We start from the raw sequence: 392 nt of genomic DNA on the forward strand, positions 1-392 counted from the left end.
GATCATGAACAGTTTGAAGTCCGAGGGCGTGGCGAAACTGGTGATCGTGACCGACGAGCCCGCCAAGTACGACGGCGTGCCGCTTGCCGAGGGCGTGACGGTGCACCACCGCGACGAGCTGGACCGCATCCAGCGCGAATTCCGCGAGATCCCCGGCTGCACGGTCATCATCTACGACCAGACCTGCGCCACCGAGAAGCGCCGCCGCAGGAAGCGCGGCACGCTCGCCACGCCCGACAAGACCGTGGTCATCAACGAGCTGGTCTGCGAGGGCTGCGGCGATTGCTCCGTGCAGTCCAACTGCCTGTCGGTGGAGCCGCTGGAGACCGAATTCGGCCGCAAGCGTCGCATCAACCAGAGCACCTGCAACAAGGACTATTCCTGCCTGAAGG

General features: G+C 64.8%; 1 protein-coding gene. It reads left to right on the forward strand.

Features of this window, described 5'->3' with window-relative positions:
- Window positions 1–392 (forward strand): hypothetical protein (locus E4T88_RS19080; protein ID WP_221411840.1); only part of this gene is annotated, 392 nt, incomplete at both ends.

The sequence above is a fragment of the Dysgonomonas mossii genome (genome assembly GCF_004569505.1).
In the GTDB taxonomy this organism is placed as follows: Bacteria; Bacteroidota; Bacteroidia; order Bacteroidales; family Dysgonomonadaceae; genus Dysgonomonas.